The following is a 16232-nucleotide window of genomic DNA, read 5'->3' as shown; positions in this document are numbered from 1 at the left end:
GATTGGATATGATAAAAAAAACCTCGGGTTTCACTCTTATAGAGTTGATGATTACCGTCGTTCTCCTCGCGATTGTGGCTGCAGTTGCGGTCCCTGGCTTTAATCGGGCGATCGAAGGAAACAGACTGGTATCGGGCACCAACCTGTTGGTGTCATCGATCAAACTTGCGAGAACCGAAGCCATCAAACGCGGCACGGCTGTCACGCTGAGTACCGATGGAGGTCTGGGCGGGGGCTGGTGCGTCCATACTGGCGACGCAACTGGCGACTGCGCCAATGATCAGATAAGGGCATTCGAAGCCCCTCAGAGCCTGACATTCACGGAGACCGCCGGCGATCTGGTTTTTGATCGAAGGGGATTCCTGATCCCGCAGACTGCGCAGTCCTTCACCATTGCGCCCAACGGGTGTGCCTCGGGCGCCAATACCTTCCGGACTATCCGTATCAGCCCGGTAGGCAGAACCGAGATTGATGGCGGAGCATGCCCATGAAACATTCTCTAACACGGAAACCCGGAGCACGATCTTTTGCTTTTCCGGTTAACAAACAGTCGGGCGTTGGCCTTATCGAAATAATGGTGGCGGTGTTGGTGCTCGGCATCGGGATCCTGGGGATAGCATCAACCCAAATCATATCGCTACAAATGAACACCCAATCCCAGAATCGCAGTCAGGCGGTTTTGTTGGCTGAGGATCTTCTCGACAGGATCCGCGCAAACTCCGACAACCCTGGGGCTTACGCGCTCGCACAAGGCGATGCGCAAGGGGCAAACAATGGCGCATGCGATACGTCGTTCGTTCCCGGAAATGCCTCAGTCAGCGCCAATGACATCGCAGCATGGGAAAACAACCTTGCCTGTTTACTACCTGCAGCCGAGAGAACGGTTGCAGTAAACGGCGATACCGTGACGGTGACCATCGACTGGGATCAGGATGATGCCGCTATGAACCCTGTTGTAGTGAGGACACAGATTTGATGATACACAAGTCGAAATCTTACGCCCGGTTACCAAGGCCTGCCCCGCTAGCCCCACAGTCTGGCCTGTCACTGGTCGAGCTAATCATTTCGCTGGCTCTTGGTCTCATTATTACCCTGGGTGTCACGCAAATTTACCTCAGCGGCAATGACACCTATCGTCAGACCCAGGGGCTTGCGCACGCCCAGGAAAGCACACGCTTTGTGTCGGCGGTCTTATCCCCGGATCTGCGATCTGCGGGCAGTTTTGGCTGCCTGGCCGAAATGGGGCTGCCCCTGGATCAGGTTGTTGACAATCGCCTGAATGGCGGGCTGGTTGTCCCTCTGAGCCAACCCGTTCAGGGATGGGATTATACAGGGACGGGCCCCGGAGACAGCGTCACTCTGGCGGGGGCCCTGGCAACGCCGACCGCAGGGAACTGGGCTTCTGGCACAGCGGGCACCTCCCTGCCGGCATCGCTTGCCGGATCTGTCGTCACCAATTCCGATGTCATTATCGTGAATGGCCTTACACCGCTGAGCGTGCCGGTGGATGCCGGCAATCCCCAGAATGGAAACAGTATCAACCTGACCGACAATTCTGGTGTTCCAGTTAATCGAATTGTTCTTGCAACTTTGGGAGATTGCTCAGAAGGCGAACTGTTCCAAAAGAGCAATAATGCCAATTCTAGCGCAATCACAATGGCAGGAGGCAATGTCAGCCCGGGAAATAATGGCAACAATTTCAATCTCGCCTATGAGCCACAAACCAAAGTCTATGAATTCACCTCGATGGCCTATTACATTGGTCAAGGCACCAATGGCGAACCGGCCCTGTTCAGACGTCTAATGACGCCGCTTCAGACGCCTCAGGAGCTTGTCTCCGGTGTCGAAACGCTCCAGATTCTTTATGGAGTTGATACTGGCGGAAGCAATGCTGCCGACGACTATGTTCCCGCTGACGAGGTAACTGACTGGGAGGAGGTCGCAAGTGTACGCTTTTCGGTTCTGACTCGGAGCCAGGACGATGTGCTTGACCAGCCAAACGGTCGCAGTTTCGACATGCTGGGCAGCGAGGTGAGCCAAGCGAATAACGGAGACAGCCGTGTTCGCATCGTCTCCGTAACTACAACATCATTGAGAGGGCGGATGGAATGATCAAGCGTGCAAACACACCAGTCATTAACTCGGCGCCTTTTTCTACAACGCAGAGGGGGGCAACCCTGGTAGTGGCTCTGTTCATGCTTCTGCTTATCTCTCTTCTCGCGGTTGGCGGCATGCAGGGTTCCATCATGCAGGAGCGGATGGCCAGCAATGCACACGACGGAGCTATGTCCTTCCAGGCCTCTGAAGCTGGGCTTCGCCAGGGAGAAGCAGACCTGATAGGCAGCCTCGCCAGCCGCCAAACAGCATTCGCAACCAACAGGCTGACCACGCCCTGGAATTGGGATGGCAATAACCCTGCGGCTGCTGGAACCGGGAATGCTGGCGCCGGTGTCAGCGCTCAACCTGCTTATCATCAAGCGCGCTTAGCCGATGTATGTCCAATCGAGCCAGGACAACCCTGTTTTGAGCGCTTCGAGGTAACCTCTCGCGGCCAGGGCGGCAGCCCGAACGCTATTAGCGTCGTACAGTCAACCGTGCTCTTACCCCCGGAGTAATCATGAGCGCCATGCACACATCGCAGCCGAATCGTTGCCGTTTGCTCCAACTGGAGATTAAGCCATGAAACAGAAAACGAGAATACTCAAGAAAAATATCCACCTATCCAGGCTATCAACGTTTGCGGCAAGCCTACTTTTCTCGCTTGCAACAACACAAGCGGCTTTTGCCCAAGTAAACCTGGCTTCGGTGCCGCTGTTCTTGAAAGAGTCCGTTGACCCCAACCTGATGTTTGTCTTCGATGACTCAGGCTCAATGGGCTGGCGTTACATGCCTGACAATCTAGGGGGAGACGCAAACGAAAACTGGTATTATTCGAGCGATGTCAACAAAATTTATTACGATCCGGACGTTACCTATCTTCCCCCATATAAGCCTGATGGCAGCGGCCGCTATCCAAACTCCTCTTATACCAGCGCCCCGGTAAATGGGTTTGACCCGAACTCGGGGACGGATAATCTAAGCACGTACATTCGTTTCGATCAGATTGGATCCATTGAAGAAGGTTTCTATATGGATCTTATCCAGTCGCCCCAGTGCATAGCGAACCCGAAGGTCAACAGCTGTTTTAACACGGTCCTGCTTAATAACGCGACAGCCGATGTGAAGCAGAATTATGCCAACTGGTTTTCCTACTACAGCACGAGGGACAAGGCAGCAAAGTCGGGGATAACTGAGGCCTTTTTTAATCTGCCGGAAAACATTCGGGTCGGCTATGGTGCCATCAACGTCAACAACAATACCATTGATGGAGTGGCCGACACTGACACTATCGTCAGTGGCGTCCGTCCCTACACAAGCGCAAGAAGACAACAGTTTCTTACCTGGTTGCATGGCAAGAGTGTAAGCGGGGGAACTCCACTCAGAACTGCCCTCAAGGATATTGGTGAGTATTACTCCAGAAGCGACAACCAGGGTCCCTGGGGCGCAACGCCTGGCACCAATGACACCACTGCGCAGGTAGAGTGCCGTCAGAGTTTCTCCATTCTAATGACAGATGGTATCTGGAACGGTGGTAGTCCAAGCGTTGGCAACGTCGACAATACTGCGGGCCCCTCTTATACGAACCCCGACCCTGATGGCGACGATTTCTCCTATACGGCAGTTTCGCCGTTCGCAGACAGCCATTCCAATACACTCGCCGATGTGGCAATGGAGTACTGGAAAAACGACCTTCGAACGGACCTCGCGAACAAAGTCCCGACAGGAACTGTCGATCCGGCATTCTGGCAACACATGGTTACGTTTACCATCGGCCTTGGTGTCGTTGGCGACATCTCTGAGGCAGATGCAACCGCTGCGATTGCGTCTGGAGATCAGATAACTTGGCCAGAGCCAGATGATAATCGAAGCCCCGAAAACATCGATGACTTGTTGCATGCTGCCATCAACGGCAGGGGCGGTTACGCAAGCGCGCAGGATCCTGGGGCTTTTACCTTGGCTATCCAGGAATTCCTGGGTGATCTGACTGCTCGCGCCCAAACCTCCGCTTCCTCTGCTGCGGTCAGCTCCGCTGTCCTCAGAACGGAATCGTTGGGCTTCTTTGCGGGATTCAGGAGCGAAGACTGGTCGGGCACGTTGACCGGCTTCAACTTTGATCAAGGTTCCGAGATCTGGAATGCGGAAACAGTACTGGCTAATACAACACCTGCAAACCGAACGCTGATTACTCACAATGGCACCTCAGGCGTCGAATTGGCATTCAGCAGCACAAGTTCCCTTTCGAACCTCTCGACAAATCAGCAACAGGCATTGAACGCCGATCCTACACTGGCATCAACCGTGGACAACCTTGGTTATAAGCGTTTGGCATGGCTACATGGAGACACAAACGCGGACAGCTCATTCAGGTCCCGTGAAACAATTGATCAATCCGGTGCTTCCGTAACTCGCCTGCTCGGCGACATTATCAATGCGAATCCCCAATTTGTAGGTAAATCCAATTTTGGATTTAGCAGACTGCCTTCGACTGAGGGAAGCAGCTACGGAGCTTTTCGTTCAACGACGGATTATCAAAACCGAATCGATGCGCTCTATGTGCCCGCGAATGACGGCATTCTTCATGCTTTCAACAGTGAAACTGGTGCAGAGCTTTTCGGTTATGTACCTGGAGAGCTGCTTCTACCTCAGGGCACGAACAGTCACGCTCGCATTTCTGAGTTAATGCTTCCAAATTACTCGCATAAATATTTAATGGACGGTACGCCCCGAGTACAAGACGCGTACATTGACAAGGACGGAAACGGGTCCGCAGAGTGGCGAACTGTTCTTCTCGGTACGATGGGCCTCGGCGGTAAAACTGTTTTCGCGCTCGACGTAACTGACCCAGGTTCTTTCTCACCCGCGACAGACGTACTCTGGGAGTTCACACATCCGGATCTTGGCTATGGAGTAACCGACCCCCAAATCGCACGATTAGCAGATGGCACATGGGCCGCCATCTTCGGTAACGGCTACAACAGCGCCAACAACCAATCCAGCCTCTTCGTTGTTGATCTTGCCGATGGCTCGTTGATCAAAGAACTGGAAACCGGTGCTGGTAGCAGCGCGGCTCCAAATGGGCTAGCAGCGCCTGTCATTACGAGTTTTCCTGAAAGGGATGCCATCACCCGCCATGTTTATGCAGGCGACCTCCAGGGCAATATGTGGCGTTTCGCGATAGCAAGCTCCAACACGAATAGCTGGAGTACCGAAAAGGTATTCTCAGCCCAGGACAACGGCGGCACAGCCCAACCCATTACAGTTGCTCCGCGGGTAGCCCTAAACCCAACCGATTCTGACGAACTGGTACTCGCTTTTGGAACAGGAAGCTTCTTGAGAAACGGCGACGAAAGTAACTTCAACGTTCAAAGCCTTTACAGCATCAAAGATGACCTTTCGCAAACCAATCTTACCCGTTCAGACCTGCTGGAACAGACGATCACAACGCAAGAGACTGTGACGGTAACTAAAGCGTCCGGAGTCGGCACCAATACCTTTACTGTGCGCGAAACCTCCGAGAACCAGCTTACCTCTGAAAATGGCTGGTATCTGGACCTGATCTATGGATCCACCCAGACCGGAGAGCGGGTTATTAGCAGAGCAACCTTCCCGTTCGGGGTGAATCCAGACCGCGTGAGATTTACTACAGTCGTTCCTGATGACGACCCCTGCTCCAGCGGTAGAACGGGCTTCATAATGGACCTCAAGTTGACGAGCGGACAGCCGTCTGACGACCCGGTTTTCGACCTCAACAGTGATGGTATATTCAATTCCGGCGATATCACCGGTGGCTATGCACCAAGTGGCATACAGTATGGTTACGGTGGTGAGAATCGAACCATCGCCACCGGAGACGGAGATTCAGAGGTCATAATACCCGGGCTTGATCCGAACCAACTCGACCCGGATGCGCCTTGTGAAGACGCTTTGTGCGCCAGATCTCTGGATTCGAATACTGGTCGGCAAACCTGGGAACAGCTCCGTTAAAACGGAGCTGTTCCTCAACGGCACTGGTGGCATGTTGCGACAGGTTTTGACAGCACCTATTAAGAGGTTAAATCATGAATTTCAAAGCTTTCACCCCCAGATTTCTGGCCAACATGGTAGCGCTTTTGTTGACAGCAATAATGTTTACAGGCAATTCAACCGCCGAAGAAATGCCAGACTCTGAGTTTCAAATGCTCAGAGAAGGAAGCGAACTCTCTGGAACAGTAAATTCGGTTAACCCGGAACTGGGTATTGTTATTATTGATGATCGATCGTTCTTACTGGACCGAGTAGTTCATTTCAACAATGCAACATGGTCACGGGAGCAAGTCCTGAGGCGTTTGGAGCCAGGAAACTCGGTGAAAATAGAGGTTGGCAAAGTTGTTGACCCAAGCCGAGGCGCGCGGCTGATACGATCGCTTGATGTTGCAGACAAATAACTTTCTTGGCACACAAAATTCCTAAAACGTGAGTGACCTAGTTGTGACACGAACCGGAACCAATAAAACAGTAAAAAAAGCAGGCGTTGCAGGCTTTACACTCATAGAACTGATGATTGCAGTTGCTATCATTGCAATCATTGCCGCAGTCGCTCTACCAACTTATCAGAATCACGTAGAGCGGACTCGCAGAACAACGGCGCAGTCTGACCTGCTTGAATTGGCGCAATGGATGGAGCGAAGGTATTCCAATGGCTTTGACTATAGGGTTGGAGGAGCCGATCCGACTTTGCCGTTCACGCAATCACCACAGAATGGCACAGTCTTCTATAACATTAGCTTTTCGGGAAACGTAACGAGGGATACGTTCACACTGCAAGCTGTGCCTACCGGGGGCCAAACGAACGACCCCTGCGGAACGCTTACAGTGGATGAACAAGGAAACCGTGGTGCAGGCCAAGCGGGTTGTTGGTAAAAAGCTCAAGCGCCATTGAGCTCATTCGAGCTCAATGGCATCAATCCGCAACTCCCGCGGCATAGAAAACACAATATTCTCCTCACGCCCGGCAATTTCCTCCGGAACGCTGCCGCCAAGCTCTCGCAGACGGGTAATAACTTCGTTCACCAGAACCTCGGGGGCAGAAGCTCCCGCAGTAACCCCAATCGAAGTCTTACCTTCCAGCCAGGCAGCATCGATCTGGGAGGCCTCATCAATCAGATAGGCCGGCGTGCCCATTCTCTCCGCGAGCTCGCGCAGGCGGTTTGAGTTGGAGCTGTTCGGCGAGCCAACCACCAGCATCAGGTCGCAGTCGCCGGCCAACTGCTTCACCGCGTCCTGGCGATTCTGGGTGGCGTAGCAGATATCGTCCTTGCGAGGGCCCTGGATCTCCGGGAACTTTGCGCGTAGCGCGTCGATCACGCGGGCCGTATCGTCCATGGACAGGGTGGTCTGTGTAACGTAGGAGAGCTTACCGGGGTCTTTAACCTCCAGCTTCGCCACGTCTTCCTCGTTTTCCACGAGGTAGATTTCGCCACCATTGCTATGGTCGTACTGCCCCATGGTGCCTTCTACTTCCGGATGGCCGTGGTGGCCGATCAGCACGCATTCCCTGCCATCGCGACTGTAGCGCATGACTTCCAGGTGCACTTTAGTGACCAGCGGACAGGTGGCGTCGAAGACTTTCAGGCCGCGGCGGGCGGCTTCGCTCTGTACCGCCTGGGAAACGCCGTGGGCGCTGAAGATAACGAGCTTGTCGTCTGGAACTTCGTCCAGCTCGTCCACGAAAATGGCGCCACGGTTGCGCAGGTTATCCACCACGAATTTATTGTGGACCACCTCGTGCCTAACGTAGATAGGCGCCCCGAACACGTCCAGCGCCCGGTTTACAATTTCGATGGCGCGGTCCACGCCGGCACAAAAACCTCGGGGATTGGCGAGTCGGATCTGCATATCAACCTGCTATTCTGGTTAGTGGGCCGGGCCTGCCGGTTCCACGTCGATGATTTCTACTTCAAACGTCAGTGTACGCCCTGCCAGGGGGTGATTGAAATCCACCTCAACTTCGTCACCTTCTACACGGCTGACAACACCGGGCAACTCGCTCTGGCGCGCGTCGGCAAAGGAAATCATTACGCCGGGTTCCAGCACCATATCGGGGCTGAACTCATGGCGCTTGAACGTCTGTACGTTATTCGGGTTGTGCTGGCCAAAGGCTTTCTCGGGCGGCACCTGGAAGCTGCCTTTATCACCAGCTTTCATACCCATCAGGTAGGCCTCGAAATTCTCCGGCAGGTTGTCATCGCCGATTTCCAGGGACGCCGGCTCTTTCTCAAAGGTCGAATCAATCACTTCGCCATCCGGGAACTTCAGGGCGAAGTGCAGTTTTACCCGGGTACCCTTGTCGACAGGCAGTTCATTCATAAGAGTTACTCACTCCTTTACGCATCCCCGTCCGAATCGGCGGGTTTGCGGAACATATCAAGTATCATCATGGCGGCACCGATAGTGATCGCGGTGTCGGCCAGGTTAAAGGCGGGAAAGTGCCAGTCCTGCCAGTAAAAGTGCAGGAAGTCGACCACGTAGCCGTGCACCACCCGATCGTAGACGTTGCCCAAGGCGCCGCCGAGTATCAGTACGATGGCAACAGCGGTCCAGGTCTCATGGCGCTGTAGATTTTTCAGCCAGTAGATCAGTACCACACTGACCACCAGCGCCAGGGTTACGAAGAACCAGCGCTGCCAACCAGAAGCGCCGGCCAGGAAGCTGAACGCTGCTCCAGTGTTATGCAGCAGCGTCAGGTTGAACATCGGAATCACCGGAACCGGGTTGCCGTAAGTCAGCATGGCGGTGGCCATGGCCTTGGTGCCGAGATCCAGAGCGATCACCAGTACCGCCAGCCAAAGCCACTTCAGTTTGCTTCCGGTGACCTGCTCCGTCATGGTCGCGTCCATCAGGCGTAGGCGCGGGCTTCGCCGGGCCCTTCCACGTTGGTCACACAGCGACCACAGAGATCGTCGTACTTGGCATTACGGCCGACATCTTCCCGGTGGTGCCAGCAGCGCTCGCACTTGGTGTGAGCGGCGGGTGTCACCTTCACTCGGAGACCTTCATGGGAGGTCATTTCCGCATCGCCCGCTTCTGAAACCGGTTTGACACTGGCCTCGGAAGTAATCAGAACAAACCGCAGCTCCTCACCCAGGTGCTTCAGATCGGCAGCCAGGTCGCCTTCGCAGAACAGAGTCACCTCGGCACTGAGCGAGCCTTTGATTTCACCCCGTGCCCTGGCTTCCTCCAGGCACTTGTTGACGGCCTCTTTCACGCTGTACATCTCGCGCCAGTAATCGCGGCCAAGCTCAGCGTTTTCCGGCAGTGCTGTGAGACCTTCGTACCAGGTTTCATAAAACACGGTATCGCTGCGCTTACCCGGCAAATGCTGCCAGATTTCATCAGCGGTGAAGCTGAGAATCGGGGCAATCCAGCGAACGAGCGCTTCGGCCACATGGTACAGGGCCGTCTGGCAGGAACGCCGCGCCAGACTGTCGGCCTGGGTGGTGTACTGGCGATCCTTGATGATATCCAGATAGAAGCCGCCCAGAGTTGCTTCACAGAAGTTGTACACCTTCTGGTAAATCCGCAGGAAGGCGTAGTTGCCATAGTCTTCATGGAGCTCTTCCTGCAACTGCAGGGCACGATCCACCATCCAGCGGTCAAGGGCGATCATGTCTTCCGACGCCACCATGTGCTGCTCCGGATCGAATCCGGTCAGGTTGCTCAGCAGGAAGCGGGAGGTGTTCCGGATCCGGCGGTAACCATCGGCGGTCTGGCGCAGGATGTCCTTGGACACGGTCATTTCGCCGCTGTAGTCGGTTGCGGCCACCCACAGGCGCAGGATGTCGGCACCCAGCTCGTTCATGACTTCCTGGGGCGCGATCACGTTGCCCAGGGATTTGGACATCTTGTGGCCCTTGCCATCGACGGTAAAGCCATGGGTCAGAACCTGCCTGTAAGGCGCCACGCCATTCATGGCGATGGAGGTTTTCAAGGACGACTGGAACCAGCCACGGTGCTGGTCTGAGCCTTCGAGGTACATATCCGCCGGGAACTGGCCCAGCTCCTCGCGAACCCGCAGGACAGACTCGTGGGTGACACCGGAATCGAACCAGACATCCAGGGTATCCGTTACCTTCTCGTATTGCTCGGCATCACTGCCCAGCAGGGAAGAGGCGTCCAGCTCGTACCAGGCATCGATACCGCCCTCTTCGATCTGCTGGGCCACCTGCTCAATCAGGTTCTGGGTGTCCGGGTGCAGCTCCTGGGTTTCCTTGTGGATAAACAGGGTGATGGGCACGCCCCAGGTCCGCTGACGGGAGATGCACCAGTCCGGCGACTGGTTGAACATGGCTTCGATACGGTTCTTACCCCAGGACGGCACCCAACGTACACCCTGGATCGCTTCAAGGGCATCAGCGCGCAGGTTTTCCTTATCCATGCTGATAAACCACTGGGGTGTGGCCCGGTAGATCAGCGGGGTCTTGGTACGCCAGCAGTGGGGATAGCTGTGACGGAACTTCTCGGAGCGGACCAGCTTGCCCTCGCGCTCGAGGGCGCTGCAAACCGGCTCATCGGCCTTGTAAACGTGTACACCGGCCAGCTCACCGGCGGCGGAAGTGTAGGTGCCATCCGCCTGAACCAGGTTGATGGTGCCGATGTTGTAGGCCTTGCCTACCTCAAAGTCTTCCATGCCGTGATCGGGCGCGGTATGAACAGCGCCGGTGCCGGCGTCCATGGAAACATGGTCGCCCAGGATAACAGGGACCTGCTTGTCGTAGATCGGGTGCTGAAGAACCAGATTCTCAAGCGCCGCGCCAGCACAGGTTGCCAGCACTTCGTAGCTCTCAACTTGCCAGCGGGCCATGATGCCATCGACCATGTCGGCAGCCAGGATCATCCGCTCCGGGCCGTGCCCGACATCGGTCTGTACCAATGCATAGTCCAGATCGGCATTAAGGGAAACGGCCTGGTTAGCGGGAATGGTCCAGGGCGTGGTGGTCCAGATAACCACGGACACATCGCCATTGCCATTGCCATTATCGGTGCCAAACAGTGACAGGGCTTTTGCCTGATCAACCGCGGTAAAGCGCACATCGATCTGGGTCGAGGTCTTGTCCTGGTATTCAACCTCGGCTTCTGCCAGTGCGGACTGACCCACCACACTCCAGTAAACCGGTTTGTAACCACGCACCAGATGGCCCTTGGCGACAATCTTGCCAAGTGCACGAACAATACCCGCCTCAACTTTGGGATCCATGGTCAGGTAGGGTTTATCCCACTCCCCCATCACGCCCAGGCGGATGAAATCGGTTTTCTGACCGGCAATCTGCTTGGTGGCGTAGTCGCGACAGGCCTGGCGGAAGGTCTTGTAATCCACCTTCACGCCGGCTTTGCCAATCTCCTGCTCTACCTTGTGCTCGATCGGCAGACCATGACAGTCCCAGCCCGGCACGTAAGGCGCATCATAGCCCATGAAGCTGCGGGACTTGACGATCATGTCCTTGAGAATCTTGTTGACCGCGTGACCAATGTGAATGCTGCCGTTGGCGTAGGGAGGGCCATCATGAAGGATGAACTTCTCCCGCCCCTCACGCTGCTTGCGCAGGTTGCCGTAGACGTCGAGATCCTGCCAGCGCTTGAGCATTTCCGGCTCGCGCTTGGCCAGGTTCCCGCGCATGGGGAAGGCGGTTTCCGGCAGATTCAGAGTGTGCTTGTAGTCGCTCATGGTTTGTGTGCGTACTCTTTTGGTCTTGGTCAGTTTTGGTCGGTCATTAATTCGTTGGGGCGCAGCCGGGCGTTTCAATCCGCGCTTTTCACAGAACCGTTTTCGTCAATCCACGCTCGGGCATGATCAAAATCCCGGGCAATCTGTTCTTTCAGCTCATCCACCGAATCGAACTTTTCCTCGTCCCGCAGCCCGTGGCGGAATACCACTTCCAGATGCTGGCCATAAAGTGTGCCAGCAAAGTCAAACAGGTGCACTTCCAGCGAGGGTCGCTTTCCGTCAACGGTGGGGCGTACACCGATATTGGCAACGCCATCAAACCGGGAGCCGTCATCAAGTGTGGCCGCAACCACATAGACTCCGCGCAGGGCCGGTGTCCTGTGCAACAGAATGTTCGCGGTTGGCGCGCCAATCTGGCGCCCCAATTGACGACCGTAAACGACCCTGCCCCGAATCCGGTAGGGGTGACCCAGAAGTGTTTCAGCCTTCTGCAGCCCGTTCACTGTGAGCGAATTCCGGACTCGGGTACTGCTCACACGCTCGCCGTCTACGGTAACCGTAAGAGTATTCTCAACGGTAAACCCGGTGTCCCTTCCGACCTTTTCAAGGAGCTCGAAGTCTCCGGCCCGATCGCAGCCAAACCGGAAATCATCGCCCACCACCAGGTGGCGGACAGCCAGCCCCCCAATCAGAACATCGTCTATAAAGCCCATGGCGGAATAGCTGCGAAACGCCTGATTGAAACGCAGGCACAGCACGATATCGATGCCTTCCGCCAGCAGGGCCTCGAACTTCTGCCGAAACCCCATGAGCCTTGGTGGCGCTTCGCTACCCTGAAAAAACTCCCGGGGCTGAGGCTCGAAAATCATCACCACGGATGGAACACCCAGAGCTTCAGCCTTGCTTTTCACCTGATCAATAATGGTCTTATGCCCGAGATGCACACCATCGAAGTTGCCAATGGTGGCCACACACCCGTTAGCAAGCGGAGAGTCGTCCCGACGGGAAAGCATTTTCAGGTTGGTCAGGCCCCGGATCAGACGCATGTAATGCGAACCTTCAATTGCCAGCTAGCTTTCAGCGCCTGCTTTTACCGCAACGCTGGTGAGAAAACGCGCGATTATACCTTACCTGTGGCGGAAATGTCTTACCCGAACCCCGGCCAGCGCCAGTGCGACGAAGTAGACGGCGACGCCTGCCCCCACCAGCAACGCCATATCCGCTGCCCGCTGGTAACCGCCGTTTGCCAGCCACACCGACACCGGGTCGCTGAGCCAGACAATCATGGCTGCCAACGCAGCGTTGGCAAACAGAAGCTGAAGCATGAAACGAGACCAGCCTGGCTGACTCTGCCACGCCCCCTCCTTGCGCAATCCCCGCCAAAGGAGATAGCCATTCAGCCAGGCAGAGAGCGAGGTGGCCAACGCCAGACCGGCGTGGGCCAGCGGAAAAATGAGAATCAGGTTGAACACCATGTTTGCCACCATGGCAATAATGCCGATTTTGACAGGTGTCTTGGTGTCCTCCCTGGCAAAAAATCCCGGCGCCAGAACCTTGATCAACATGAACGCCAGCAAGCCGGCGGAATAAGCCCTCAAGCTCTGGGCAGACATGGCAACATCCCGGTCTGTTACCGCGCCATAATGAAACAGGGTCGCAATCAACGGCTCGGCCAGCAACGCCAGCGCAAGGGCGGCCGGCAAACCGATCAGCAGAACCGCCCTGACTGCCCAGTCCAGGGTGGCCGCGAACTGGTCCGCGGACGCCGCTGCGTGTTTACGGGAGAGACTCGGCAGGATCACCGTGGCAATGGCTATGCCGAACACGCCGAGGGGCAGCTCTGAAAGACGATCAGAATAGTACAGCCAGGACACGCTGCCGGTCTGGAGAAAGGACGCCAGAACCGTATCAAGGAGCAGGTTGATCTGGCTCACTGACACCCCGAACAGCGCGGGTGCCATCAGCTTGAGAATCCGGCTGACGCCTTCGTGGCGATAATCCACGCGAGGCCGTGGCAGCAGGCCCAACCGCATCAGAAATGGCAACTGGAAAAACAACTGCAGGGCTCCGGCGATGAACACGCCCCAGGCCAGGGCCATCACCGGCTCATCCATCAACGGCGTCAGCCAGATGGCTGCGGCAATCATCGCCAGATTCAGAAGTACAGGGGTAAAAGCGGGGACAGCAAAACGATCGTAGCTATTGAGAATGCCACCGGCGAAGGCGGTCAGGGATATCAGCAGCAAGTAAGGGAAAGTGATGCGCAACATGTCGCTGGTAAGCGCGAACTTTACCTCATCATCCAGAAAGCCGGGGGCAAAAACCGCCGTCAGCACTGGCGCTCCGAGGATGGCCACCAAGGTCACGCCCAGTAACACCAAGCCGAGAGAACCCGCCACCGCATTGACCAACCGCTGAACGTCCGATAGTGACTGATTCTCCCGGTAGGATGACAACACAGGCACAAAGGCCTGGGAGAAGGCGCCCTCGGCAAACAGCCGGCGCAGGAAATTCGGGATTTTGAAGGCAACGAAAAAAGCATCCGCCCCGGCGCCTGCGCCGAAATATCGGGCTATGACCATATCCCGAACCAGACCCAACACCCGGGAAAGCATGGTCATAATACCCACAAGCCCCGACGACCTTAGCAGGCCCGGCGCCCTGGGCAATTGTTTCTGTTCGGGTTTTGATTCAGGTTCCGACGACATGCAGGCCCTTGTCTGGCATTCTGGACATCCTTTTGGCGCGGGTATTTCGGGAATTACCTGCTTCCCGGTCTAGCCCGCGTTCAGTGAGCCGCGAGTTTACCACAGGCCTTCTGTGTCGGGGCATGAAATGGGTTTTAGCCTTGACATTTGAAGGTTTGAGCGGCATAGTTCCGCGTCATTTATTTCGACGCGCTGGTTTTGGCGCGCCCGCGATGTAACGAATCATTCAGCAACGAATTTGAGATTTTCAGGAGTTTTACGGTGGCAAATTCCCCGCAAGCCAAGAAGCGCGCACGTCAGAACGAGAAGAACCGCAAGCACAATGCAAGCCTGCGTTCCATGGCTCGTACTTATGTGAAAAAGATCCAATCCAAGATCGAAGCCGGCAACTACGAAGAAGCCCAGGCCGCTTTCCAGCAGGCTCAGCCGATTCTGGACAGCATGGTCAACAAAGGCATCTTCGCGAAGAACAAGGTCGCTCGTAGCAAGAGCCGTCTGAGCGCCAAGATCAAGGCCCTGAAGAGCGCCTAATCAGCTCAATTCAGGCATAAAAAAACCGGCCAGTAGGCCGGTTTTTTTATGGCCGAATAATTATCAAACAATCACCAGATTGTCCCGGTGGATCATCTCCTCGCCTGACATATAGCCAAGGATTTCGGTAATCCGATCACTGGACCGGCCGGCAATGGCCCTGGCCTCATCGGCATCGTAATTCACCAGACCCCGGGCAACTTCACGGCCACTCTGATCGAAGCAAGACACCATCTCCCCACGCCGGAACTGCCCTGCCACGCCCTTGACCCCAACCGGCAGAAGACTGCGGCCTCCCAGACAGAGCACTTTCACAGCACCATCATCCAGGGTCAGCCTGCCACGGGTCTGCAAATGACTGGCGAGCCATTGCTTTCGGGCAGCAATCCGACCCTGCTCCGGCAACAACAAGGTGCCGATTACATCGCCCTGCCTCAAGCGACCAATCACATCCTCGATTCGGCCACCGACGATCACAGTAAAAGCCCCGGACCTTGCCGCAAGCCGTGCCGCCCGCAACTTGGTCTGCATGCCACCACGACCAAGAACTCCAGCGCCACCACCGGCCATGGCGTCCAGTTCGCGGTCTTCGGCCCGCCGCTCCGTCACCAGGCGGGCGTCCGAATGCTTCCTGGGATCCTTGTCAAACAGGCCCAGCTGGTCGGTCAGGATAATCAGGCCGTCCGCCTCAATCAGATTGGCAACCAATGCCCCAAGGGTGTCGTTGTCGCCAAACCGAATCTCATCTGTAACAACGGTATCGTTTTCATTAACGATTGGTACCACACCAAAGTTCAGCAAGGCCCGCAGTGTGCCTCGGCCGTTCAGATATCGCTTTCGGTCGGACAAATCATCATGGGTCAGCAGAATCTGCGCAGTATGGATGTCGTGCCGCTTGAACTGGGCTTCCCACGTCTGCACCAGCCCCATCTGACCAACAGCTGCAGCGGCTTGAAGCTCATGAAGCTGCTCAGGCCGAACCGTCCAGCCCAGACGACTCATCCCTTCCGCCACGGAACCAGAGGAAACAATCACCACCTCCACGCCGTCTTCAATCAGCTCTGCAATTTGATCCACCCACAAACCCAGCGCAGCCACGTCCAGGCCACGGCCATCGTTGGTCAGCAAGGCGCTTCCGATCTTGATAACCAGGCGTCGGGCCTGGCGCAGCTGTAGGCGTTCAGTCATGGTGC

The 16232-nt window shown here is 55.8% G+C and carries 15 protein-coding genes; 8 read left to right on the top strand and 7 right to left on the bottom strand.

Going from position 1 to position 16232, the window contains the following annotated elements; genetic code table 11:
- The first annotated feature begins 8 nt into the window (after positions 1-8).
- The 7 genes from AC13DD_RS02195 (at position 9) to AC13DD_RS02165 (ending at position 6999) form a co-directional block, all read left to right on the top strand.
- Positions 9-491: a GspH/FimT family pseudopilin gene (locus AC13DD_RS02195; protein WP_088559228.1), complete on the top strand. Its 483-nt coding sequence runs from the start codon at positions 9-11 to the stop codon at positions 489-491.
- Positions 488-976 carry a type IV pilus modification protein PilV gene (gene pilV / locus AC13DD_RS02190; protein WP_273044315.1) on the top strand — a complete coding sequence of 163 codons (489 nt, stop codon included), beginning with the start codon at positions 488-490 and terminating at the stop codon, positions 974-976. The genes AC13DD_RS02195 and pilV overlap by 4 nt, the downstream gene beginning before the upstream one ends.
- A complete protein-coding gene (locus tag AC13DD_RS02185) occupies positions 976-2112 on the top strand; it encodes a PilW family protein (protein ID WP_482930786.1) in 1137 nt (378 codons plus the stop codon). The genes pilV and AC13DD_RS02185 overlap by 1 nt, the downstream gene beginning before the upstream one ends.
- Entirely contained in the window at positions 2109-2615 is a 507-nt protein-coding gene (locus AC13DD_RS02180; RefSeq protein ID WP_421867868.1) for a pilus assembly PilX family protein, read from the top strand. Before AC13DD_RS02185 ends, AC13DD_RS02180 begins: the two co-directional genes overlap by 4 nt.
- A gap of 64 nt (positions 2616-2679) precedes the next feature.
- Positions 2680-6084: a pilus assembly protein gene (locus tag AC13DD_RS02175; RefSeq protein ID WP_273044321.1), complete on the top strand. Its 3405-nt coding sequence runs from the start codon at positions 2680-2682 to the stop codon at positions 6082-6084.
- 74 nt (positions 6085-6158) lie between these two features.
- Positions 6159-6524 carry a hypothetical protein gene (locus AC13DD_RS02170; RefSeq protein ID WP_273044323.1) on the top strand — a complete coding sequence of 122 codons (366 nt, stop codon included), beginning with the start codon at positions 6159-6161 and terminating at the stop codon, positions 6522-6524.
- A gap of 28 nt (positions 6525-6552) precedes the next feature.
- Entirely contained in the window at positions 6553-6999 is a 447-nt protein-coding gene (locus AC13DD_RS02165; RefSeq protein WP_349677126.1) for a type IV pilin protein, read from the top strand.
- A 21-nt stretch (positions 7000-7020) separates the two neighbouring features.
- On the opposite strand, the gene ispH is transcribed toward AC13DD_RS02165, so the two are convergent.
- The 6 genes from ispH to murJ form a co-directional block, all read right to left on the bottom strand.
- Positions 7021-7974, bottom strand: a complete 954-nt coding sequence (gene ispH / locus AC13DD_RS02160; RefSeq protein ID WP_482930785.1) for a 4-hydroxy-3-methylbut-2-enyl diphosphate reductase — start codon at positions 7972-7974, stop codon at positions 7021-7023.
- Between the two features lie 18 nt (positions 7975-7992).
- A complete protein-coding gene (gene fkpB, locus AC13DD_RS02155; RefSeq protein WP_008170725.1) occupies positions 7993-8445 on the bottom strand; it encodes an FKBP-type peptidyl-prolyl cis-trans isomerase in 453 nt (150 codons plus the stop codon).
- Between the two features lie 17 nt (positions 8446-8462).
- Positions 8463-8975 (bottom strand): signal peptidase II, encoded by a 513-nt coding sequence (gene lspA / locus AC13DD_RS02150; protein ID WP_288367458.1) that lies wholly within the window; start codon positions 8973-8975, stop codon positions 8463-8465.
- Complete coding sequence (gene ileS / locus AC13DD_RS02145) at positions 8975-11800, bottom strand: isoleucine--tRNA ligase (protein WP_482930784.1); 2826 nt, start codon at positions 11798-11800, stop codon at positions 8975-8977. Before ileS ends, lspA begins: the two co-directional genes overlap by 1 nt.
- A 74-nt stretch (positions 11801-11874) precedes the next feature.
- Positions 11875-12846 carry a bifunctional riboflavin kinase/FAD synthetase gene (gene ribF, locus AC13DD_RS02140; protein WP_482930783.1) on the bottom strand — a complete coding sequence of 324 codons (972 nt, stop codon included), beginning with the start codon at positions 12844-12846 and terminating at the stop codon, positions 11875-11877.
- A gap of 81 nt (positions 12847-12927) precedes the next feature.
- Positions 12928-14508: a murein biosynthesis integral membrane protein MurJ gene (gene murJ / locus AC13DD_RS02135; RefSeq protein WP_482930782.1), complete on the bottom strand. Its 1581-nt coding sequence runs from the start codon at positions 14506-14508 to the stop codon at positions 12928-12930.
- A 261-nt stretch (positions 14509-14769) separates the two neighbouring features.
- Here murJ and rpsT point away from each other — a divergent pair, with 261 nt between their 5' ends.
- On the top strand, positions 14770-15039 hold the full coding sequence (gene rpsT, locus AC13DD_RS02130) for a 30S ribosomal protein S20 (RefSeq protein ID WP_008170735.1): 270 nt from the start codon (positions 14770-14772) through the stop codon (positions 15037-15039).
- Positions 15040-15102: 63 nt separating this feature from the next.
- Here the strand turns inward: rpsT and proB are convergent, their stop codons facing one another.
- The gene (gene proB / locus AC13DD_RS02125; protein WP_305967149.1) at positions 15103-16227 is read right to left on the bottom strand and encodes a glutamate 5-kinase; all 1125 of its coding nucleotides are present in this window, start codon (positions 16225-16227) and stop codon (positions 15103-15105) included.
- Between the last annotated feature and the right edge of the window lie 5 nt (positions 16228-16232).

The organism is Marinobacter sp. L-13, from assembly GCF_056857715.1.
Note: the sequence above shows the minus strand (reverse complement) of the source record. Positions and strands in the feature narration are given on the sequence as shown.